Origin of the sequence: Azohydromonas lata (assembly GCF_034427735.1) — a bacterium.
Classification (GTDB): Bacteria; Pseudomonadota; Gammaproteobacteria; order Burkholderiales; family Burkholderiaceae_C; genus Azohydromonas; species Azohydromonas lata.
In genome coordinates, this window is sequence record NZ_JAXOJX010000109.1 from 1 (window position 1) to 18918 (window position 18918).

Here is an 18918-nt window from a genome sequence, read left to right on the forward strand (position 1 = left end):
CGGCTCGCCGCGCTGGAACACCTCGAACACCTTCTCGCGCCAGCCCGGCGCCACGCCGGGGCCGCGGTCGCGCACGGCCAGCACCACGTGGCCCGGGCGCGGCTGCACGGCCAGCTCCACCGGCGCCGGCGCCTCGCTGTACTTCAGCGCGTTGTCCACCAGGTTCTCCAGCAGTTGGGCCAGCAGCAGCGCGTCGCAGCGCAGCAGCGGCAGCCCCGGCGCCAGCCAGGCGCGCACGCGCCGGCCCGGGTCGTGCGGGCGCACGCGGCGCAGCACCGCACCCACGATCTCCTCGGCCGATTCCCAGTCCAGCCGCAACTGCACGCCCGGCGCGTCCAGCCGCGCCAGTTGCAGCGTGTTGTCGGTGAGGCGGCTGAGCATCGTGGTCTCGTCCACGATGCTGCGCGCCAGCCGCCCGCGCTGCGCTGGCGTCAGCCGCTCGCCCTGCTCCAGCAGCGACGTGGCCGCGCCCAGGATGGCCGCCAGCGGCGTGCGGTAGTCGTGCGAGATGGCCGCCAGCAGCGCGTTGCGCACCCCTTGCGCCTGCGCCTGCTCGCGCGCTCGCTCGGCCGCGCGCTGCGCCTGCAGCCGCTGCAGCGACAGCCCCGCCTGGTCGCACAGCGCCTGCGCCTGGCGGCGCAGCGCCTCCACTTCGTGCGTGGCGGGCGGCAGCGCGTCCAGCGCCAGCACCGCGGCGCCAAAGGCCGCCTGCCGCCCGCGCAGCGGCAAATACCACTGCCGCAGCTCGCCGTGCGCGCCCGTGCCGGGGCCGAAGGCGCGCGCCTGGCGCAGGCATTGCCACAGGCCGGCCCGCGCGTCGGCGTCGGCCGTGCCCAGGTTCAGCACGGCCTGCGGGTCGTCGCTGTCCGGCAGCGCGTCCTGCAGCAGCAGCAGCGCGGGCTCGGCGCCCCAGAGCTGCTGCAGGGCCTGGCGCAGCAGCGCGCCCTGCTGCGCGGGCGCCTCGGCGTCGCGCAGCGCCTCGGCGAAGCGGCGCAACTGCTCGGCCTGCGCGGCGTGGTGGCGGGCGCTGTCGGCCAGCCGGCGCTGGCGCGCCACCAGCCCCGCCACCAGGGCGCTGACCAGCAGCATGGCGCCCAACAGCAGCGCGTCCTGGCGCAGGTCCACCGTGAAGTCGTGGCGCGGCGGGACGAAGGCCCAGTTGAAGGCCAGCACCGACGCCAGCGTCAGCAGCAGCGAGGGCGCGATGGGCAGCCACAGCGTGGCCAGCGCCGAGGCCAGCACCGGCAGCATCGCCAGGTTGGCCAAGTCCACCCGGCCGTCCAGCGCCAGCATGGCGGCCCAAGCCGCCGCCCACACCGCGGCGGCCGGCAGCCGGCGCAAGGCGTGCCACGGGAAGTGATGCTCTGTGTCCATGGTGCGCACCGTAGCAGCGGCCGCATCAGGAAGGCATAAGGACGCCGCGGCCCCCGGTGCCGCCGCGTGCCGGGCGCGACACTTGCCCCCGGTGGGCCTCGCGCCGGCATGGCGCCGCGCCGCTGCCCGCCTGCCCTTCCCACGTTCCGCGTCTCGTCTTCCCCATGCCCTTGTCTCTTGATCGGCCCGTGTGGGCCGTGCGCCTGCAGTTCTTCGTCAGCGGTTTTCTTTTCGCCACCTGGGGCGTGCACGTGCCCACGGTGCGCGCGCACTACGCCCTCGACGAGCAGACGCTGGCGCTGACCATGCTGGCCGCCGGCGTGGGCGCCCTGGGCGGGCTGGCCTTTGCCGGGCGCTGGGTGGGCCGCTGGGGGCCGCAGCGCGTAGCGCTGCTCACGGGCGTGGTGGCGGCGCTGTCGCTCACGCTGCTGCTGGCCAGCCACGCCTGGCCCTTGCTGCTGGCCACCATGATGGTGTTCGGCGCGGCCGGCAGCGTCTACGACGTGGCCATGAACGCCGGCGGCTCGGCGCTGGAGCACGCCAGCGGCCAGCGGCTGATGAGCCGCTTCCACGCCCTCTTCAGCTTCGGCGGCATGGCCGGCGCCGCTTTCGGCAGCCTGCTGCTGCGGCTGCAGGCCGAGCCCGCCCTGCACCTGGCCGCTACCGGCACAGCCGCGCTGCTGGCCCTGTGGTGGGCCACCCGCCCAACGCTGCCCGTGACGCCGCCGGACGCCCACGCCGCGGCCGACAGCCGCAGCTTTGGCGCGCGCGGGCGCGGCGTGCTGTGGGCCCTGGGCGCGCTGGCCGCGATCGGCCTGGTGGCCGAGGGCGCCATGTACGACTGGAGCGTGCTCTACATGCAGCGCGAGCTCGGCAGCGCGCCCGCGCTGGCGGCGCTGGCCTACGCCAGCTTCTCCGTGGCCATGGGGCTGGCGCGGCTCGGTGGCGACTGGGCCCGCGCGCGCTGGCCCGCGCACAGTCTCATGACCGCCAGCGCGCTGCTGGCGGCCGCCGGCATGGCCGTGGCGCTGCTTGGGCGCCACCCGGCGCTGGCGCTGGCGTGCTTCGCGCTGGTGGGTTTAGGGCTGGCCAACGTCATCCCGGTGCTGTTTGCCGCCGCGTCGCGGTTGCCGGGCGTGCCGGCGGCCAACGGCATCGCGGCGGTGTCCTCCATGGGCTACCTGGGCTTCATGGCCGGGCCGCCGGTGATCGGCTTCATCGCCCAGCACCTCTCGCTCACGGCAGGGCTGGCCACGGTGGTGGTCTTTTCCCTGCTGCTGGCGCTGGCGGGTGCGCGGGCGTTGCGGCCGCAAAGGGCCTGAGGCGCAGCGCTGCGGCGGCCCAAGCCTGGCGCCGCGCGGCCGTGTCCGCGCCTCTGGCCCAGAAAATGAATTTGCGCAAGGCCGGCGAATTAAAAGCTGCGGCCTGGTTTGGGCTTGAACGCACCGGTGGCGGGCAATTTGCCCGCGCCCTGGGGAGTCATTTACCCGCGGCCGGTCGGGCCGGGCTTTTGTGGAGAACCGCTTCCTAGAATCCGCCCGTCATGTCACACGACACGGGAGACACGCGCATGAAATACCGCATGAATATCTTCGGCCTGGCTTGCGCCTGGGGCCTGGGCCTGCTGGCGGGCACCGCCTCGGCGGCCGGTGCCTTGCATGTCGAAGAAACCACGACCCTGGACGCGCCGCCCGCCGTGGTTTGGCAGGCGATTGGGACATTCTCCAGCCTGGCCTGGCACCCCGTCGTGGCCCAAACCCAGTTGACGGCCGGCCAGGACAACAAGAAAGGCGCGGTGCGCAAAGTCACCACCCGGGACGGCGCCGTCATCGTCGAGAAACTGCAGGCGCTGGATGCCGGTGCGCACCGCATGCGCTATGAGATCGTGGAATCTCCGCTGCCCGTGGCCCACTATGTGTCCACGCTGAGCGTGCAGGCCGCCGGCAAGGGCAGCCGCATCACCTGGAAAAGCGATTTCGACGCCGTGCGCTCCGAGGCGGTGGACGACGCCAAGGCCAAGGACATCGTTGCCGGCATCTACAAGGCCGGGTTTGACGGGCTGCGGGAACAACTGACGAGCAAGTAAGCCGGCCGCGCCGCACCCCTGTGCCGTGGGCCGCGGCACAGGCCGGCGCCCACGGCTTTCAAACCAGGCGATCGTCGCCGCGATACCCGCCGCCCCGCTCGTATTCGCGGTAAGTGATCTTGAAGTGGGATTGCATTTTCCCGGCTGGCGGCAGCGTCGCTTCCAGTTGCGGGAATTGGGCCGTCACCTCGCCGCGGTGCCGCGCCCAAGCCGACAGCAGCGCCTCGCGCGCCTCGTCGCAGGTGGCGCCCGCGCCGTGCCAGATGAAATCGTGGGTGATCATTTCCGCGATCACCAGGGTGCTGGGTTGAATGATGGCCATGGCGCGAAAACTCAAATATTTGCCGGTACCGTCAATTCGGCGGCGTGAATTTCAGCGTTTTGCCCGCCTGCTCGCTGGCGCATTCGGACAGGGCCTCATAAAACTCCTTGCCCTCGCGGTCCAGCCAGCGGCCCTGCACGCAGCGGTAGTGAAAACCGCCGCTCTTGGCCGCCATCCACAATTCCTGCAGCGGCGGCTGGGTATTGATCACGATGTGCGTGCGGTTGGGGAACACCAATTCCAGCAGGCCGCCGCTGCGGCGGGTATCGACGTCCAGGTCGATTTCCTCCAGCCAGCGGTCCAGCGTTGTCTCGATATTGGAGAGTATGGCGCTGGTGATTTGCCGGTATTCCAGGTCGGACAGCGGCGTGGTTTCCAGGGTGGCGCTCACGGGAAATTCCCTTTCAGTAATTGATTTCGAACCACACCGGCTGCTTGCGGCGCAGTTCGGACAGCAGCGTCATGGACTGGGGCACCAGGGCGCTGACGGCATACCAGATTTCCTCGCGCCGGGGCTGAATACCGCGGCGCAGCTTGTCGTGCAGGGTGGCCCAGCCGATCCAGTCCACCTCCATGAGCCGGCTGTGCAGCGCCGGGGTCATGTTGCCCAGGGTGTGGGCCATGATCAAAAGCTGCGCCTCCACCGCGCGCAGCGTCAGCGTGCTGGCGAACAGCTCCTCCTCACCCTGCATCTCGCGCGTGAGCTCCTGGATGGAGCGTCCGGTGTCCATCACGATGTCGTAGAGCGAGCGGTGGTACATGGGTCAGGCGCGGGGCGCGTAAGGGGTTCAGGGAGGGCTCAGCCATGGGCCGGCGCGGCCGGGTCCAGGGCGCGGAACATGGCGCAGCGGGCGAACACGTCCAGCGTGGGTTGGAGGTTCAGGTGACGGCAGGTCTTGGCCACCAGCTTGGCCAGGCCCTTGATGTCGCGCCCCGTGGCCTGCGGGTAGGTGGCGGCGAGCTGCGCGCACACGCCCTCCTGCAGCGCCAGGCCGAACTGCGCCGCCATCACGCCCCAGATGCGCTCGCGCGCCGCGAGGTCCGGCGCGTGGTAGCGGATGAGGGCGATGCAGCGCGAGAGGATGGCCTCGTCGATGTCGTCCATGCGGTTGGTGGTGAGGAACAGCAGCCCGTCGAAGTACTCCAGCACGCGCAGGAACACGCCCACCACGGCGTTGGCGGCGATGTCGTCGCTGCGCTTGCGGATGTAGACGTCGGCCTCGTCGATGAGCATCACCGCGCCCCAGCGCTGCGCGCGGGTGAGCGCCTCCTTGAGCGCCGTTTCCATGGCCGCCACCGACAGGCCCAACTGCCCCGAGTGCACGCGGTACAGCGGCCGGCCGATCACCTCGGCATAGACCTCGGCCGTGAGCGTCTTGCCCACGCCCGCGGGGCCGGCACACAGCACCGTGGTGCCGCCGGACTTGCCCGCCACCACGTCGTCCATGAGCACGTCCATCTCGGCCGTGAGGATGTCGATCAGCTCGGTCTGCTCCGGCGGCAGGACGAGCTTGTCCTTGAGCGCGGGCGTGTAGACGTAGGGCAGCACATCGTCGGCGTGCACCCACAGGTGCTGGTGCAGGCCCAGGTGGAACATGAAGAGGTAGGCGTGCACCGGCAGCGCGGTGAAGAGGCCGGGCGGCAGGCTCTCCTTGAGCGCCTTGACCTCGTCCTCGCAATCGAAGTCGCTGCTCTTGGCGGCGCGGCGCAGGTAGGGGCCGAGGATGTCGCCGGGGCTGTCCAGCAGCGCGCCGCGCGGGGGCAGCACGCCCTCGTCGTTGACCAGGCGGGCCGCGCCGCCGCCGCTGTTGAGGACGATCTGGTCCTTGCGCGCCCAGTCCGTGTCGCGGTGGGTGGCCGAAGGGTCTTCGGCGTGGAAGCCCAGGCCCTGCCCCGAGAACTGCGCGCCGTAGCGCCCGCGCCACTCGAAGTAGCGCTCGGCCGTGGCGTCGTAGGCGGCCAGCAGCGGGGGCGTTTCGCGAATAAAGCCCTTGGCCGCCAGCAGCGCGGCGATGGTGAGCCCCTGTGGGGGCGCGGCGCGCAGGTCGGCCTCGGCCAGGCGCAGCGTCTGCGTGATGACGCCCGCGCGCGCGTGCGCCTTGAGCTCCACCACCAGCTTGGCGTTTTCCTCCTGCGAGCCCGGGATGAAGTCCAGCCGCGTCACCAGCCACGCCAGCGGCTTGCCCAGGGCGTTGGCCGCGAACAGCCAGCCGCGCGCGCCGGTGGTTGAAGCATCGCGGGCGAGGTGGCGCACCAGGGCGGGCAGCAGGGCTTCGAGCTCGTCGCCGGGCTTGAAGCGGGGCTCGTCCGAGCGCAGCGCGGCCACGAGGGCGCGCAGTTGCGCCGCGCGCCCGGCCAGGGCGGCGCCGGCGTCCTCGTACAGCTGCGCCAGCGACTCCAGCGCCGCCACCGGCATGGCCGTGGAAGCGACCTCGATGCGGTGGCCAAAGCGCAACTGGCCGTGCAGCCAGCCCAGCTCCGGATGCGCCTCGGCCAGGGCCAGGGCGTGGGGGCGGTCGAGTTGCAGTTTCATGCGGGGCTCCTGGAGGCGGTGGGCGGGGATCAGGCTGGGCGGAAGTCGGGCTGGCGGGGACGCGGCGGCCGGCTGCCGCAACCCGTGAGCCGAGACGCCGCGCCCTCTACTTCGTCATTCCCGCGCAGGCGGGAATCCAGGCGGCCCCCAGGCCGGCGGGAAGCGGAGGTGTGGGAACTGCGCCGGCATCCCGGCAGCCGAGGCGCCTTGCCTTCCAACCCGTCATGCCCGCGAAAGCGGGCATCCACGAATGCCAAGGCGGCGCCTTCGAACCGCCGGCACGCTGTCCCCGTCGCGCCGGCATCGCCGCTTGCGATCCGGCGTGGGACCGCCTGGATCCCCGCCTGCGCGGGGATGACGAAGTAGGGCGCGAGGTCCATCAGCTTTCGGCCAGCGCCCCTGCACCAGCACCAGCCGCATTCAAAACCCCCGGCGTCACCGCCAGCGCCGCCTGCAGCAGCTCGGCCAGGTGCAGCGACTCCCTGCCGGCGCCGTCGCGTATCTGCTGCCGGCAGCTCGTCCCGCTGGCCAAGATCAGGTCGTCCGCCGCCGCGGCGCGCACCGCGGGCAGCAGCGACAGCTCGGCCATCGCCATGGAGTGGCCGTAGTGCTCGGCCTCGTAGCCAAAACTGCCCGCCATGCCGCAGCAGCTTGATTCGATCCACTCCACCTGCAGCCCCGGCAACTTGCCCAGCAGCTTGCGCAGCGCCTTGAGCGTGCCGTGCGCCTTCTGGTGGCAGTGGCCGTGCACGTGCACGCGCGTGGCCACCACGCCGGACAGGGGCACCACCGGCAGCACCAGGCGCTTGGCGTCCAGCTCGCGGGCCAGGAACTCCTCCAGCATCAGCGCCTGCTTCATCAGCGCCTGCACGGCTTGGGCCTCCAGCCCAAGCATGCCCACCTCGTCGCGCAGCATGCTCAGGCACGAGGGCTCCAGGCCGATCACCGGCCGCCCCGCCGCCAGGTGCGGCGCGAGCGCCGCCAGCAGCCGGCCCGCATGCGCGCGCGCCTCGTCCACCAGCCCGGCCGACCAGGCCGCGCGGCCGCAGCACAGGTCGCCGCTGCCGTCCGTGGCGCGCAGCAGGTGCACGCGGTAGCGCGCGGCGTGCAGCACGTCCAGCGCGGCGCGCGCCACGTTGGGCTCCAGGTGGTTCGAGAAGCAGTCCACCAGCAGCACCACCTCGCGCACCGGCTCGGCCGGCTCCGGGCGCTGCGGCAACTGCTGCATGAAGCTGCGCGCCGGGGGCTGCGGCAGCCGCCGCCGCGCCGACAGGCCCAGCAGCCGCTCGCTCACCAGCGCCGCCCCCGGCAACTTGTCGCGCAGCGCCAGCAGCGCCCGCACCTTGCGCAGGTGCGGCAGCCAGCGCGGCAGTTGGGCAAAGAAGCGCGCGCGCACCGGCGGGCGCTGCCGGCGCCAGCGCTGCGCCAGCGTCTCCGCGCGCAGCGCGGCCATGTCCACGCCGTTGGGGCACTCGCGCTTGCAGCCCTTGCAGGCCACGCACAGGTCCATGGCCTCGGCGATGGCGGGCCGCGCAAGGGCGTCTTCGCCCAGCTTCCCGTCCAGCGCATCCCGCAGCATCGCCGCCCGCCCGCGGGTGCTGTGCAAATCCTCGCCGGTGAGGCGGAAGCTGGGGCACATCACGCCCTTGTCGGCCGCCTTCTTCTGGCACTGGCGGCTACCTATGCACAGCGCCGCGGCCTTGCCGAATCCGTCGCCCGTGGCCGGGATGGCCGCATAGGCATCGCCCTGCCCATAGGCGTCGTAGGCGCTCCAGTCGAGTTCCAGTTTCATGTTCGTCGGCTCGTGTCGCGGGCGGGCTCAGGCCGCCTTGCCACGCAACTGCTCGTTGACCTGCAGCGCGAAGTCCTGCCAGGCCGCGGCGAGGTCGCGGCGAATGGTCTTGACGTACTGCGCGTCCGGCTTGTGCTCGAAGGGAAAGTTGGACAGCGCGCACGAGGTGCGGTTGAAGCGCACGGCCTCCTCCAGCAGCTCGTCGGCCAGGCCAAGGAAGGGTTGAAGCACCCGCGGCGTGAGCGCGTGCCGGCCCTGCTCCACCGGCAGCGCGGCGGTGGCCAGCGGGAGCCGGCGCAGCTCGGTGAGCGCGTCGGCGTACAGCGACTCCATCGCGCCCAGCAGCGCCTGCTGCGTGAGCTGCGCGTCGCGCTGCTGCGACAGCGCGGCGTGCACCTGGTGGCGGTAGCGCTGCAGCGCGTCCTCGCGCTGCTGGCGCATCCAGAGGTCGAAGCGCTGCAGGGCGTTTTCGTTCGCGTCCGCGGCCGCCGCCTCGTCCAACTGGCGCCGCACCCGTGCCGCGGCCACCAGCGCCCCTTCCAGGTAGCCGCCGCCGCTGCGCGCGCTCTCGCTGCCCGCGAACCACAGCCGGCCCGTCCAGTGGGCGTCCTGCAGTTGCGCATGCCCGTAGGCCGGATGCCCGCCCGTGGCGCCGTCGGCCAGGTCGGCCGCGGCGCAGGTGCAGGGCTCCTGTGCCCAGTCCTGCAAGTGCACCTCGCCCTGCTCCACCGCCTGCGGGCCGAACAGCATGGCCACCTGGCTTTCCACCAGCAGCGGCAGGCTGCGCTCGAAGTGGCGGCGCTGGTCGGGGTCCAGCGCCACGAAGCCCGCCAGCGCCGCGCCCGCGGCCGCGGGCTCAGCCGGGCTGGCATCGAAGGTCTCGGCCAGCACGGCCTGCGCGTGCGTGGACCAGGCGTTGCCCGTGTGGCCCTCCTCGCGCCACAGCGGGCGCGGCACGGCCAGCACCGCCTTGGCGGCGGCCGCCATCCACGTGGGCGTGGCCTGCAGCACCTGCGTGAGATCGGCCGGCAGCGCGGGCTCGAAGAACACCGAGGCCGCCACGAGGCGCGGCGGCAGCGCCAGCACCACGCGGCGGGCCTGCACCTTGACCAGCGCCTCGCCCTGGCGCAGCTCCAGCTCGACGTGGGTGCCGAAGTCCGTCACCGCCTCCAGGGCGTGTTCCAGGTGAAGGCGCGCCGGCTCCAGCCGCTGCTGCAGCGCGGCGACGAGGGCGCCCATGCCGCCGGCCAGGCGCCGTGCGCCCGCGTGCAGCGCATCCGGCTGCGCGGGCGTGCCCTGCGGTGCGGGCGAGCCCGTGCGCGGGTCGAAGGCCGCTAGGCGCGGCGCGCGGTTGGGGTCGTCCAGCAGCAGCACGTGGCCGTCGTCGGCCTGCGCCACGGTGGCCAGGCCCAGGTCGGCCACCAGCCGCGCCACCGAGGGCTGCGTGGCCGGCCAGAACCACGTTGGGCCCAGGTCCAGCGGCAGCCCGCGCGAGGAGGCCACCGTCAGCACGCGCCCGCCCAGGCGTGGCCGCGCCTCGAACAGGGCCCAATCCAGCTTGCGGGCCTGCAGGCTGTGCGCCAGCGCCAGCCCGCACAAACCGCCGCCAACGACCGCGACGTCCAGCATGGCCGGCTCCCCTCAGGCCGCGGCCGTGGCCTTGCCCACCAGCGCGGCAGCCACCGCCGCCAGCGGCAGCGCGATGCGGGTGATGCCCTGCTCCTCGAAGAAGCGCGCCTCCATGCGCGTGGGCTCCTCGGCCATCACCGCGTAGTGCGGGCCCTGGGAGCGCTTCATGATCTGGCGGGCGAAGGCGCGCGGGAGCTGGTCGTTGAAACGGCAACCCAGGAACACGAAGCCCAGCGACGCGCGGCGCTGCTGCACCTCGGCGGGAATGGGCGTCTGGATGTCGATCTCGGTGAGCACTTCCACGTAGTCGCTGTCGGACACGAGGTAGTTGGAGGCAGGCAGGTGCCCGCCCCAGGGCTTGTAGTAGATGGTCTTGGCGCCGGCCACCGGGTCGGGGCAAGCGGCGCCCGCGGCGTCGTACCAGCCCGTCCAGGTGCCGAAGTGCTCGCTTTGCGCCAGGCCCTGCACCTCGGCCCAGTCGCTGCGCGCGCAAAGCGCCTGGCGCAGCGTGTCGTCGTACCAGGCGTCCACCACCAGCGGCGCGGGCAGCGCGGCGATCCACTGGTGCAGCGCGGACGGCGTGGCGGCCGCGGCATAGGCCTCGTCCATGGCCTTCACCAGCGACTTGCGGTGCTTGAAGTTCTCGATGAACTGCGCCGCGGCGGTGAGGCGGTTCTTGATCTTGCCCGGCACCGACACCTTGGCCGTGAGCACCGCGACCAGCGCGAGCGGGTCGGCGGGGGGCGTGGTGCCCTCGCACAGCGACAGCATGCCCGGGCCCAGGTAGGGCGCCAGGGTGCCGGCGGCAAGGCCCTCGGCGACGGCGGCGGGGAGTTCTTGGACGGTGGCGTAGGTCATGGCGGTTCTCCGAGGGATGTGGGTTTCAGGCCCTATGCGCAAGATCCGAAGGCACTGCGCAATGCGGGCCGTGAGTGACTACGTCGTCATCCCGGCGAAGGCCGGGATCCACGAACACTGTTGCGTTGCCCCGTTGGGCTTGGGTGCGCAGCGGCACCCTCCACGCCGCCGCCTTGGCGCGCGTGGATCCCGGCCTTCGCCGGGATGACGGCATTTCTTCTGCGTCCGGCGTATCGGCCAAGGCGGCGAATGCGCGAAGATTCGTGCACACCCGCCGCCTTGGCCGTGTTCACTAGTAAATCGCCGCCCCCGCCCCCACGTTGATGGAGGAGTCCTTCAGGGTCTTGACGATGAACCTGATGTGACCGGGCAGCAGGTGCGTGTGCAACGGCAGGGCCAGCGCGCGGTCGGCGATGCGCTCGGCCAGCGGCAGGTCGCCGCGCTTCCATCCCTGCTGCGTGTAATGGAACTGCTGGTGCATGGGCATGCAGTACATCACCGCCTCGATCAGCTCGGTTTCCAGGTCTTCGAGGATGTCGTTGCACGCGCTGCCGCTGAAGCGCTTGCCCAGGTGCACCACGTACAGCATCCAGTGCACCTCGTCCACGCCCGGCGCCACGTAGGGCGGCTTGACGCCTTCGAAGGACTGCATCTCCGCGAGGTAGTTGGCCTCCACGGCCTTGCGCTTCTCGAGGATGCGGTCGATGCGCGCCAACTGCCCCGCGCCCAGCGCGGCGGTGAGCTCGCTCATGAGCGCCTGCAGCGGCACGCGCGAACCGACGGAGATGGAGCGGCGGTCCTTGATGGAGCGCGAGCGCAGGTAGCGCAGCTCCGAGGCCAGCACGTCGTCGTCCGTCACCACCATGCCGCCCTCGCCGCAGCACAGCGCCGAGGGCTGCGAGAAGTCGAACACCGACAGGTCGCCGAAGGTGCCCACCAGGCGGCCCTGGAAGCGCGAGCCCAGCGCCTCGGTGGAGTCCTCCACCAGCCTGATGCCGCGCGCATCCGCCAGCTTGCGGAACTCGTCCCACGCGGCCGGGTGGCCGTTGGTGTTGCCCGCGAGGATGGCCTTGGTGGCCGGCGTGACCTTGTCGGCCGCGCGCACCGGGTCCAGGCAGCCGGACCAGTAGTTGATGTCGGAAAACACCACCCGCGCGCCCGTGAGCTCCACCGCGTGCGCCACCTGGTGCCAGCCGTAGGGCGAGGCGATCACCTCGTCGCCCGGGCCGATGTCCAGCGCCCGCAGCGCCAGCCACGCGCCTATGGTGCCGCTGGAGACGGCCACCGCATGCTTGCGGCCCACCCAGCGGGCAAAGCAGTTCTCGAAGTGCTGCACCATGCGCCCGGCCGAGAGGTGGGGCTCGCCCAGCGCGGCCGTGACCAGCTCGACCTCGACCTCACTCATGTCGGGGTCGCTCAGCAGCAGCTCTTCCTCGTCGGACAAGCCGAAGTCTTCATCCTGTTGCGCAACGACGGCATTCATGCGCTCACCCCTTGTCGGCCAGGTAAAAGCCGGCGGCCTGCGCCGGGTCGGTGGTGACGGTCCAGCAGTGGCCGTCGCTGGCGCCCAGCCACAGCACGCGGCGCGTGCCGGTGGCCGAGGGCGCCTCGTGGCGCATGTCCATGGCGTCCACCACGATCACGCGCAGCGGCGCATAGCGCTCGCGCAGCGCCGCCGCGGCCTGGCGCACGGTGTCCGCGGCCTCGGCCACGCCCAGCGCTTCCTGGAGCAGCGCGGCGTCCATGCTCAGTCTCCGGACAGGCGCTTGGCCTCGACCGTGATGGGCAGCCCCGTGCCCTCGGCCATCTCCGGCAGCGCCAGCACCCAGCCGTTGGCCAGCGTCACGGTGCCGCCCCACAGCGCTTCCTTCTCCTGCGAGACGATGGGCTCCTCCAGGTCCTTCTTGGGCACGTAGGCCGACAAGATGCCCTTCGAGTCTCTGCGGATCATCACTTTCATCAAAAGCTCCTGGAAAAACCGGTTAAGAAATTGCTGTGTTGGGTTCGCCCGCAACGGCCGCCCGCGGCGTCCGCGTCAGGCCGCCGCCGCCAGCCCATCGGCCAGCAGCGGCAAGAGTTCCTGGGTGGCCGCGGCGATGGCGGCGTCGATGTCGGCGGCGGTGGTGTCGAAACCCAGCGACAGCCGCACCGCGGCCTTGGCATGCAGCGGGCTCTCGCCCATGGCCAGCAGCACGTGCGAGGGCTGCGTGCCCCCGGCGCTGCAGGCCGCGCCCGACGAGGCCACGATGCCCGCGCGCTCCAGTTTCATGAGCACCTGCTCGGCGTCCAGCGTGCCGAAACGCAGGCACAGGGTGTTGCACAGGCGCTCGGCCTCGGCGCCATACACGTGCACGCCGGGCAGCGCCGCCGCCAGGCCCGCTTCCAGCCGCGCGCGTTGCGCCGCCATGTGCCGGATGTCGGCCGCGAGCGTCGCCGCCGCGCGGTCGCAGGCCGCGGCGAAGCCGGCGATGCCGGGCAGGTTCTCGGTGCCGCCGCGGCGGTTGCGCTCCTGGCGGCCGGACAGCAGCGCCGGCAGCGCCACGCCCTTGCGCACCATGAGCGCGCCCACGCCCTTTGGGCCGCCGAGCTTGTGCGCGGAGACCGACATGAGGTCCGCCCCGCTGGCGGCGAAGGACAGCGGCGCCTTGCCCGCGAGCTGCGTGGCGTCCACGTGCATGAGCGCGCCGGCCGAGCGCGCGAGCGCCGCGACCTCGGCCACGGGCATGAGCACGCCGGTTTCGTTGTTGGCGCCCATGACGCTGACCACGGCCACGTCGTCGGCGATGAGGGAGCGCGCCGCGGCCAGGCTGAGCCGGCCCTGCGCGTCCACGGGAATGAGGTCCACCTTCACGCCCTGGCCGCGCAGCCGCTGCGCCAGCGCCTGCGAGCCCGGATGCTCCACGGCGGACATGAGGATGCGCTCGCGGCCGCTCATCTGCAGCGCGCCCAGCAGGGCCATGTGGTTGGCCTCGGTGGCGCCGCTGGTGAAGACCAGCTCGGCCGCGCCGCAGCCCAGGAAGGCGGCGACGCGCGCACGCGCCGCGGCCAGCGCGCGGCGCGCGTCCTGGCCGGGGCCGTGGGCGGACGAGGGGTTGGCCCAGCTCGCCTGCAGCGCCTGCACCATCGCCGCCACCGCCTCAGGCACCGGCCGCGTGGTGGCGTTGTGGTCGAGGTAGACGACGTTGGCGGCTTGTGCGGCGGGGGAGGTCATTGGGGCGCTGCTCCTGCAATCAGTGGCGTGCGCGCCTGTGCCTGGGCGAGGGACGGCCCGGGCCGTCCTCGGCGGCAGCCGCGGCGCGCACGCGGGGCTCATGCGACGGCCGCTTCCTGGGGAGCGGCGGAGCGCATGGGCTCGATCTCCTCTTCGAGGCAGCCCAGCACGCACACGCCGAAGTCGACCATGTAGATGGGGATGTTGGCCTCGGAGTGGTGGCCCACCTGCACGATCTCGCCCGGTCCGCCGGCCACGACCAGCAGCATGTCCTCGGGGATGTCCGGCAGGCTGCCGTCGTTGTAGAGATCTACCGTGGCCTTGACTTCCAGGCCCCAGGGAAACTTGGGTTCGCGCAGGTCCATCATGGTGTGGCCCCTCAGGAGTTAAGCGTTCAAGCCTTCTTGATGCAGCCGTCCACCGGGCACACGGCCACGCACTGCGCCGAGTCGAAGGAACCTTCGCACTCCGTGCACTTGGCCGGGTCGATGATGAAGGTGCCGCCCTTTTCGCGGATGGCTTGGTTGGGGCACTCGGCCTCGCAGGCCGAGCAGCCGGAACACTGGGAAGCGATGATCTTGTAGGCCATGGTGGACTCCTTGAAAGTAACGGGACGGTTTTGTTATGCCGCGGCTTCGGCGCCGCCCGTATAGGCGCCTTGGCGGATGCGCGCGTCGCCGCGCGGCTGGTGGGTGATCTCGCCGCGGGCGATGCGCTGGCGGTACTCGCCGAACCAGCCCAATGCGGCCTTCTCAATGAATTCGTGCGCGAAGCGGTCCACGGGCTCGATGCCGGCGGCCAGCAGCTCGTCGCGCGGGCAGGCGCCGATCTTGGACACCAGCACGGCGTGGCAGTCGTTGATGGCGCTGACGATGGAGGGCAACTGCTCGTCCTCGCCGAAGCCGCCCTGGCAGTACAGGTCCACGCGGCGGTGGCCCACGAAGATGGCGCCGGCCTTGTTGAGCTCGTAGATCTGGAACTCGGTGGCGTGGCCGAAGTGCTGGTTGACCTTGCCGTGGCCCTCGGTTGCCACGGCAACGAGCACGGCCATGTCCGCGTCCACCCCGTCGTCCGCGGCGGCCTCGGCCAGCGCGGACTCCTTGGCCGCGTGCTGGGCCTGGCGCTCGCCTTCGACGCTCTCCTGGTAGGCGCGGCGCTTGTCGAGGTCGTAGACGATCTCCATCTGCTCGATCTTGTCCAGCGTGAACTCGTCGGAGCGGTCCTCGCCCAGCAGGCCCACGGCGTCGGCACGGCACTGGCGGCAGTGGCGCATGAGGTTGGCGCCGCCCATGCAGGCGTCCTGCACGGCCTTGAGCTCCTGCGCCGAGGGGCCGCGCTGGCCGTTCAGGCCGAAGTACGTTCCATGCTCGGCCTCGGAGATGAGCGGCATGATGTTGTGCAGGAAGGCGCCGCGCTTCTTGACCTCGCGGTTGACCTCGATGAGGTGCTCGTCGTTGATGCCGGGGATGAGCACCGAGTTGATCTTGGTGAGCACGCCGCGCGCGGTGAGCATCTCCAGGCCCTTCATCTGCTGCTCGTGCAGGATGCGGGCGGCCTCCAGGCCGGTGACGCGCTTGTGGTCCCAGAAGATCCACGGGTAGATCTTCTCGCCGATCGCGGGATCAACCATGTTGATGGTGATCGTGACGTGGTCGATGTTGTACTTGCAGATCTCCTCCACCATCTCCGGCAGCGCCAGGCCATTGGTGGAGAGGCACAGCTTGATGTCCGGGGCCTGCTCGGCGAGCATGCGGAAGGTGTCGAAGGTTTTCTTCGGGTTGGCCAGCGCGTCGCCGGGGCCGGCGATGCCCAGCACCGTCATCTGCGGAATCTCGCTGGCCACGGCCAGCACCTTCTTGACGGCCTGCTCAGGGGTGAGCTTCTGGCTGACCACGCCCGGGCGCGACTCGTTGGAGCAGTCGTACTTGCGATTGCAGTAGTTGCACTGGATGTTGCAGGCCGGGGCCACGGCCACGTGCATGCGGGCGTAGTGGTGGTGGGCCTCTTCGGAGTAGCAGGGGTGGTTCTTGATCTTGTCCCAGATCTCCGGGGGCATGTCCTCGGGGCCGGCGGAGGAGCCGCAACTGGCCTTGCCGGCGCCACCGGTGCTGCCGCAACCACCGGCGGCGGCTTCGAGGATGTCGCTCACGGCCTGGCGGCCTTTCTTGAGGCCATCGATGGACACGAATGCGGTGCCGGTGGACATGAGGCTGCTGCTCCAGGGTCGGTCGTTGCAGCCTGCATTGCGAGAGTTGTGCCAACTCAACTTTCCAAGGGAAATCAAGCATTTGCGGCCCTTGGCCTTGTGCGGTAGGCGACAAACCCAACAAGCCGCGTCGCCTCCCCGACGCGCCGCCTGTGCGGCTTGTCGCACGCTCCGGCCGCGCCGCTGCCCGCCCGCACGGGCCAGCCTTCTGCCCCAACCGTTATGCAGCCAGCTTTTCAGCGCTGGCCCGCGACTTGCATGGTTCACGTTACGCTGTGTAGTTCGCTTTATTACGATGCAAGGAGGTGATCCATGAAGAGCTGTGTGCAAGCCGCCGCCTGGCGGCCCGCGCTGTTGCGCGGCGTGGTTGCGTGCCCGGGCGGCGGGCTGGAGGCGGTGGTGAGCCTGGCGGGGATGCAGTTCCTTCGCGTGCCGGTGCCCGGCGTGGGCGAGGTGTGGTCGCGCCTGATAGGCACCAAGGTCTGGGTGGACGTGCAGCGCCACCGCGTGTGCGCCGACGTGCCCGTGCCGCCTGTGCGGCACGGGGCCTGAGCGCCTGCGCCCTACCCGCCACCGGAAGGAGCCTTGAGATGAATCCCTTGCCTTTGGACTGGTGCCAGGCCGTGCCGGACGGCTTCGAGAACGAGGTGGTGCCGCCCTGGACACTGCGGCGGCACGAGGACGAGGAGGCCCTGGCCACCAAGCTGGTCGGCCTGGACGCCCACGGCCGGCGCTGCTGGATACGCCACGACCACACGGCCGTGGCCGAGGGCTTCGACGAGGAGGAGCTGCCCACCGCCCGCCCAACCACCCACGAGCGCCGCACCGCCTGGCGGCTGCGCTGCGGCCAATGGCTGCTGTGCGTGGACCGCATCGAACGCCTGGACTCCTGCCGCCCCCGCGTGCAAAACCTCCCGGCCGTGCTCAGGCGCGAGGAGGACCTGGGCCTGTAGCGGGCGCGGCCCTGTGCGGCAGCCGACAAAACCGACAGGCCCGGCGCGCCGGACCGCCCGGTTTGTCGGGGCGTAGGGCTGGCGTAAGGCGGCGCGCCCGGGGACATGGCCCTGGCCCGTCGCTTGCAAGCTGCCCGGCCGACGTTGTGCATAACTATTCATCGCGGCGCATGGAGGTATGGAGCTATGGGAAGCCTGATCGAAGAAAGCCTGATCCCGGCCTGGGGCGAGGCCATGCCCGCGGGCTACGAGGACGAGGTGGTGCTGCCCTGGCGCTTCACGCAGCACGAGGACGAGCAAGCCCTGGCCACCAAGCTGATCGGCCTGGACGCCCAGGGCCGGCGCTGCTGGATACGCCACGACCACACGGCCGTGGCCGTGGGCTTTGACATGCGGGAGCTGCCGATTGCCCGCCCCATCGCCCACGAGCGCCGCACCGCCTGGCGGCTGCGCTCCGGCCAGTGGCTGCTGTGCGTGAACCGCGTGGAGCGGCTGGACTCCGCCCGCCCCCGCGTGGAGAACCGGCCGGTGGTGATCACGCGCGAAGAGGATCTGGGGCTGTAGCCGCGCGGCACTTTCCAACACTGCGCAACACTGCGCCTCCCGGCGCAGTGCGTAAAACTGATGCACCGGCGATAAACTGAAAGATTGATCCGTCCGGCCTTTCAGTTTCTATCGCCGCCGTGCCCTGGCGCGGCGCGCGGCGCGGCTTGCCCCGCGCCTTCCGCCATGAGCATCTTCATCAGCATTGCCGCCTACCGTGATCCGCGCCTGTGGCTCACGGTGGCAGACGCGCTGGAGCAGGCGGCCGATCCGGGTGCGCTGCGCTTTGCCGTGGTGGACCAGTCCGACGCCCCCGCCGAGCCGCCCGCCGAGCTGGCCCGCCGCGCCGGCGCCATCCACTACCTGCACCTGCACCACCGCTTCAGCCGCGGCCCGTGTTGGGCGCGCTCCATTGCCGCCAGCTACTGCCAGGGCGAGCCCTACTTCCTGCAGGTGGACGCGCACATGCTGTTCGACCGGCACTGGGACCGGCTGCTGGTGGAGCAGCTCGAAGCCCTGTCGGCCCGCAACCCGCGCGCCATCGTCTCCACCTATCCCGCGCCCTTCGAGATGGTGGACGGCCAGGCCGTGCGCCGGCCCCTGCCCGGGCACGCCCTGGTGCTGGAGCCCCAGCCCGGCGTGGCGCTGGGCGCCGACTCGCCCGTGCTGGCCTTCAGGAGCCGCGCCGTGCCCGCGCGCGGGGCGCTGCCGGGCTTTCACGTCGGCGCCGGGTGCCTGTTCACGCGCAGCGCCCTCATCGCCGAAGTGCCCTACGACCCCTGGCTCTACTTCCACGGCGAGGAGCAGAACCTGGCCGTGCGCGCCTGGACGCACGGCTGGGACATACACCACGTGCCGGATCTGCCGATCTACCACCTCTACCACCGCGGCGACGGCCGCCCGGTGCATTGGGCCGAGGGCGACGACGCCGCGCGCCCAACCCGCTGGTGGGACCTGGAGCGCGCCTCCCAGGCACGGCTGCGCGCCCTCCTCTACGACAACGCCTACCTCGGCGCCTACGGCTTGGGCCGCGCGCGCAGCCTCCAGCAATTCGCCGAGCACTCCGGCATCGACTACCCGAACCGCATCTGCAGGGCCCCCGATTGAAAAAGAAGTCCACCGCCCCCGCCGTGGCCGACGTCACCGCCGACGCCCGCCCCGCGCCCGCCCGCCGCAACCGCCAGGCCGAGGCCGCCCAAGCTGAAGCGCCCGCTCCGGCCGTTGCGGCCAAGGCGGCCAAAACCGCTGCGAAGACGGCCAAGCCCGCCGCCAAGAAGGCCCCGCACAAGGCGGACAAGGCCACCGCCGCCAAGCCCGTGGCGCCGCAGGCGGCGGCCACGGCCGCCGTGAAGAAGGCTGCGGTGAAGAAGGCCGCCGCCAAGAAGGCTGCCGTCAAGACGACCGCGCCGGC

The 18918-nt window shown here is 71.5% G+C and carries 21 protein-coding genes and 1 pseudogene; 7 read left to right on the top strand and 15 right to left on the bottom strand.

Annotation, left to right across the window (positions count from 1 at the left end; translation table 11 throughout):
- Positions 1 to 1374 (bottom strand): DUF4118 domain-containing protein (locus SM757_RS32650; RefSeq protein WP_322468530.1); only part of this gene is annotated, 1374 nt, incomplete at its 3' end.
- Between the two features lie 164 nt (positions 1375 to 1538).
- On the opposite strand from SM757_RS32650, the gene SM757_RS32655 reads away from it, so the two are divergent.
- A complete protein-coding gene (locus tag SM757_RS32655; protein WP_322468531.1) occupies positions 1539 to 2696 on the top strand; it encodes an MFS transporter in 1158 nt (385 codons plus the stop codon).
- Between the two features lie 221 nt (positions 2697 to 2917).
- The gene (locus tag SM757_RS32660) at positions 2918 to 3460 is read left to right on the top strand and encodes an SRPBCC family protein (RefSeq protein WP_322468532.1); all 543 of its coding nucleotides are present in this window, start codon (positions 2918 to 2920) and stop codon (positions 3458 to 3460) included.
- Between the two features lie 58 nt (positions 3461 to 3518).
- On the opposite strand, the gene SM757_RS32665 is transcribed toward SM757_RS32660, so the two are convergent.
- The 14 genes from SM757_RS32665 to nifB all read right to left on the bottom strand — a co-directional run bounded on the left by SM757_RS32665 (position 3519) and on the right by nifB (position 16011).
- Positions 3519 to 3782, bottom strand: a complete 264-nt coding sequence (locus tag SM757_RS32665) for a hypothetical protein (RefSeq protein ID WP_066342154.1) — start codon at positions 3780 to 3782, stop codon at positions 3519 to 3521.
- A gap of 31 nt (positions 3783 to 3813) precedes the next feature.
- Positions 3814 to 4173, bottom strand: a complete 360-nt coding sequence (gene cyaY, locus SM757_RS32670) for an iron donor protein CyaY (protein ID WP_238455950.1) — start codon at positions 4171 to 4173, stop codon at positions 3814 to 3816.
- A gap of 13 nt (positions 4174 to 4186) precedes the next feature.
- Positions 4187 to 4543 carry a ribonuclease HepT family protein gene (locus SM757_RS32675; RefSeq protein ID WP_066342153.1) on the bottom strand — a complete coding sequence of 119 codons (357 nt, stop codon included), beginning with the start codon at positions 4541 to 4543 and terminating at the stop codon, positions 4187 to 4189.
- 38 nt (positions 4544 to 4581) lie between these two features.
- Positions 4582 to 6315, bottom strand: a complete 1734-nt coding sequence (locus SM757_RS32680) for an ATP-binding protein (RefSeq protein WP_322468533.1) — start codon at positions 6313 to 6315, stop codon at positions 4582 to 4584.
- A gap of 379 nt (positions 6316 to 6694) precedes the next feature.
- On the bottom strand, positions 6695 to 8107 hold the full coding sequence (locus tag SM757_RS32685; protein WP_322468534.1) for a (Fe-S)-binding protein: 1413 nt from the start codon (positions 8105 to 8107) through the stop codon (positions 6695 to 6697).
- Positions 8108 to 8134: 27 nt separating this feature from the next.
- Positions 8135 to 9736, bottom strand: coding sequence for a flavin monoamine oxidase family protein (locus SM757_RS32690; protein ID WP_322468535.1), 1602 nt, complete (start codon positions 9734 to 9736; stop codon positions 8135 to 8137).
- 12 nt (positions 9737 to 9748) lie between these two features.
- Entirely contained in the window at positions 9749 to 10594 is an 846-nt protein-coding gene (locus SM757_RS32695; RefSeq protein ID WP_066343111.1) for an SIR2 family NAD-dependent protein deacylase, read from the bottom strand.
- Between the two features lie 292 nt (positions 10595 to 10886).
- Positions 10887 to 12077: a DegT/DnrJ/EryC1/StrS family aminotransferase gene (locus SM757_RS32700; protein WP_066343110.1), complete on the bottom strand. Its 1191-nt coding sequence runs from the start codon at positions 12075 to 12077 to the stop codon at positions 10887 to 10889.
- A gap of 4 nt (positions 12078 to 12081) precedes the next feature.
- A complete protein-coding gene (locus SM757_RS32705) occupies positions 12082 to 12339 on the bottom strand; it encodes a hypothetical protein (RefSeq protein ID WP_066343108.1) in 258 nt (85 codons plus the stop codon).
- 2 nt (positions 12340 to 12341) lie between these two features.
- Positions 12342 to 12554 (bottom strand): putative nitrogen fixation protein NifT, encoded by a 213-nt coding sequence (gene nifT / locus SM757_RS32710; protein ID WP_066343106.1) that lies wholly within the window; start codon positions 12552 to 12554, stop codon positions 12342 to 12344.
- A gap of 75 nt (positions 12555 to 12629) precedes the next feature.
- Complete coding sequence (locus tag SM757_RS32715) at positions 12630 to 13805, bottom strand: cysteine desulfurase family protein (RefSeq protein WP_322468536.1); 1176 nt, start codon at positions 13803 to 13805, stop codon at positions 12630 to 12632.
- A 98-nt stretch (positions 13806 to 13903) separates the two neighbouring features.
- Entirely contained in the window at positions 13904 to 14173 is a 270-nt protein-coding gene (locus SM757_RS32720) for a nitrogen fixation protein NifZ (protein WP_066343102.1), read from the bottom strand.
- A 26-nt stretch (positions 14174 to 14199) separates the two neighbouring features.
- Positions 14200 to 14394, bottom strand: coding sequence for a 4Fe-4S dicluster domain-containing protein (locus SM757_RS32725; RefSeq protein ID WP_066343101.1), 195 nt, complete (start codon positions 14392 to 14394; stop codon positions 14200 to 14202).
- 33 nt (positions 14395 to 14427) lie between these two features.
- Entirely contained in the window at positions 14428 to 16011 is a 1584-nt protein-coding gene (gene nifB, locus SM757_RS32730; protein ID WP_322468537.1) for a nitrogenase cofactor biosynthesis protein NifB, read from the bottom strand.
- A 312-nt stretch (positions 16012 to 16323) separates the two neighbouring features.
- On the opposite strand from nifB, the gene SM757_RS32735 reads away from it, so the two are divergent.
- The 5 genes and pseudogenes from SM757_RS32735 to SM757_RS32755 form a co-directional block, all read left to right on the top strand.
- Complete coding sequence (locus SM757_RS32735) at positions 16324 to 16563, top strand: hypothetical protein (RefSeq protein ID WP_322468538.1); 240 nt, start codon at positions 16324 to 16326, stop codon at positions 16561 to 16563.
- Positions 16564 to 16601: 38 nt separating this feature from the next.
- The gene (locus SM757_RS32740) at positions 16602 to 16964 is read left to right on the top strand and encodes a hypothetical protein (RefSeq protein ID WP_322468539.1); all 363 of its coding nucleotides are present in this window, start codon (positions 16602 to 16604) and stop codon (positions 16962 to 16964) included.
- 186 nt (positions 16965 to 17150) lie between these two features.
- Positions 17151 to 17528: a hypothetical protein gene (locus SM757_RS32745; protein WP_322468540.1), complete on the top strand. Its 378-nt coding sequence runs from the start codon at positions 17151 to 17153 to the stop codon at positions 17526 to 17528.
- Positions 17529 to 17693: 165 nt separating this feature from the next.
- Entirely contained in the window at positions 17694 to 18614 is a 921-nt protein-coding gene (locus tag SM757_RS32750; RefSeq protein WP_322468541.1) for a GlcNAc-transferase family protein, read from the top strand.
- Positions 18611 to 18918, top strand: a pseudogene (locus SM757_RS32755) (hypothetical protein); the annotation flags it as partial. The gene SM757_RS32750 and the pseudogene SM757_RS32755, both read left to right, overlap by 4 nt.

Coding starts and splice junctions, on each gene's coding strand:
- SM757_RS32675 (WP_066342153.1), bottom strand. CDS start 4,543: ATGTACCACCGCTCGCTCTACGACATCGTGATGGACACCGGACGCTCC.
- SM757_RS32725 (WP_066343101.1), bottom strand. CDS start 14,394: ATGGCCTACAAGATCATCGCTTCCCAGTGTTCCGGCTGCTCGGCCTGC.
- SM757_RS32735 (WP_322468538.1), top strand. CDS start 16,324: ATGAAGAGCTGTGTGCAAGCCGCCGCCTGGCGGCCCGCGCTGTTGCGC.
- SM757_RS32700 (WP_066343110.1), bottom strand. CDS start 12,077: ATGAATGCCGTCGTTGCGCAACAGGATGAAGACTTCGGCTTGTCCGAC.
- SM757_RS32690 (WP_322468535.1), bottom strand. CDS start 9,736: ATGCTGGACGTCGCGGTCGTTGGCGGCGGTTTGTGCGGGCTGGCGCTG.
- SM757_RS32655 (WP_322468531.1), top strand. CDS start 1,539: ATGCCCTTGTCTCTTGATCGGCCCGTGTGGGCCGTGCGCCTGCAGTTC.
- SM757_RS32705 (WP_066343108.1), bottom strand. CDS start 12,339: ATGGACGCCGCGCTGCTCCAGGAAGCGCTGGGCGTGGCCGAGGCCGCG.
- nifB (WP_322468537.1), bottom strand. CDS start 16,011: ATGTCCACCGGCACCGCATTCGTGTCCATCGATGGCCTCAAGAAAGGC.
- SM757_RS32745 (WP_322468540.1), top strand. CDS start 17,151: ATGGGAAGCCTGATCGAAGAAAGCCTGATCCCGGCCTGGGGCGAGGCC.
- SM757_RS32720 (WP_066343102.1), bottom strand. CDS start 14,173: ATGATGGACCTGCGCGAACCCAAGTTTCCCTGGGGCCTGGAAGTCAAG.
- SM757_RS32680 (WP_322468533.1), bottom strand. CDS start 6,315: ATGAAACTGCAACTCGACCGCCCCCACGCCCTGGCCCTGGCCGAGGCG.
- SM757_RS32740 (WP_322468539.1), top strand. CDS start 16,602: ATGAATCCCTTGCCTTTGGACTGGTGCCAGGCCGTGCCGGACGGCTTC.
- SM757_RS32695 (WP_066343111.1), bottom strand. CDS start 10,594: ATGACCTACGCCACCGTCCAAGAACTCCCCGCCGCCGTCGCCGAGGGC.
- SM757_RS32750 (WP_322468541.1), top strand. CDS start 17,694: ATGAGCATCTTCATCAGCATTGCCGCCTACCGTGATCCGCGCCTGTGG.
- SM757_RS32665 (WP_066342154.1), bottom strand. CDS start 3,782: ATGGCCATCATTCAACCCAGCACCCTGGTGATCGCGGAAATGATCACC.
- SM757_RS32660 (WP_322468532.1), top strand. CDS start 2,918: ATGTCACACGACACGGGAGACACGCGCATGAAATACCGCATGAATATC.
- nifT (WP_066343106.1), bottom strand. CDS start 12,554: ATGAAAGTGATGATCCGCAGAGACTCGAAGGGCATCTTGTCGGCCTAC.
- SM757_RS32685 (WP_322468534.1), bottom strand. CDS start 8,107: ATGAAACTGGAACTCGACTGGAGCGCCTACGACGCCTATGGGCAGGGC.
- SM757_RS32715 (WP_322468536.1), bottom strand. CDS start 13,805: ATGACCTCCCCCGCCGCACAAGCCGCCAACGTCGTCTACCTCGACCAC.